This window comes from Haloparvum sedimenti, assembly GCF_001462205.1.
Lineage (GTDB): Archaea > Halobacteriota > Halobacteria > Halobacteriales > Haloferacaceae > Haloparvum > Haloparvum sedimenti.
Genome location: NZ_LKIR01000083.1, coordinates 1 through 1264, shown reverse-complemented (window position 1 = coordinate 1264; position 1264 = coordinate 1). Strand labels below are relative to the sequence as shown.

2 protein-coding genes are annotated in these 1264 nt (G+C 67.3%); both read right to left on the bottom strand.

Annotated elements, in window-relative coordinates:
• Positions 1-900: ABC transporter substrate-binding protein (locus tag AN233_RS05325; protein ID WP_058365801.1), on the bottom strand; the 900-nt coding region annotated here is incomplete at its 3' end.
• A gap of 73 nt (positions 901-973) precedes the next feature.
• The coding region (locus AN233_RS05320) for a creatininase family protein (RefSeq protein WP_141654126.1) at positions 974-1264 on the bottom strand (291 nt) is incomplete at its 5' end.

Here is a 1264-nt window from a genome sequence, read left to right as displayed (position 1 = left end):
GACGTGGGCGATGACCATCCCGATCTCGCCGGACTCGAACAGCTGGCGGATGTCCTGCCGGGTCGACGAGAGCGGCGAGGGCTGGGAGATCCCGTACTCCTGGTGCAGGTCGGCGTAGAGCCCGAGCGCCTCGACCCCCTCGTCGGAGTTCACGACCGGCCGCCCCTCGTCGTCGATCAGGTCGGCGCCGTGCGACCAGTGGTAGTGGTAGTACTGCGAGCCCGTCTCGATGGCGTCCGCACCCGCGAGCCCGAGCGCGGGCGTGTCCGTCTCGTCGCGGATCTGCTCGCCGGCCGCGATCATGTCCTCCCAGGTGTCGAGCTGGGGGTCCTCGGGGTCGAGCCCGGCCGCCTCGAACACGTCCTTGTTGTAGTACAGGCACTTGTTCGACGCGGCCCACGGCGCCCCGTAGTAGGACCCCTGATACATGCAGCCGTCCGCCATTCCCTGGTAGAAGCGGTCGCCGAAGTCGCCCTCCATGAGCTCGTCGATCGGTTCGAGCTCGCCCTTGCCGACGAGCTGGGGGATCCACCGGGCCGGCCAGCGAGCGACGTCGGGCGCCTCGCCGCCGTCGACGCGGTTGTTCACCGTCTGCTGGGCGTTGTCCCAGGTGACGCTGGTGAACTCGAGGGTGACGTCGTGTTCCTCCTCGAACTGCGCGTTGTTCTCCTCGAAGAACGTCTCGATGTTGTCCCCGACGCCCATCGTCAGGAACTGGATCGTCCGGCCGTCGTCGCTGCCGCCGCCGCTCCCGCCTTCGGTATCGCCGCCACCGCCGGAGCCGCCGTCGTCGCCGCCCAGACAGCCCGCCAACGCGATGATGCCGCCGCCACCCATCGCCTCGAGGACTTTTCGCCGATCGATGCTCCCGTCAGTGTCGCTGATCTTGTCGGTCGACATCTGCGCTAGACATTCACTTGCGGTTATTAATATCTTTGGGTAGTCACAGCGGTTCGGTCGCCGCGACGCCGATTCATCGGTTGTGCTCGTGGATGGCCGTGAACATCGCGCCGAGCTCGTCGGTCACGATGTCGTGGATGCGTTCGCCCTTCTCCGCGCTGGCGAGTTCCGGGGCGCCGATGTCTCCCGTCTCCGAGTACTCCTCGAACTCGCGGTAGACCGAGAGCTGTCCGCCCTCGAGGAGGTCCCCGCCGCCCCAGTCGTAGTGTTCGTCCCAGCGCGTCCCCTCCTCGATCAGCGCGTCCACGACCAGGTCGGGACGGAGGTAGAGCATGAGCGACGTCTCGTACTCGCCCCCGTGGGC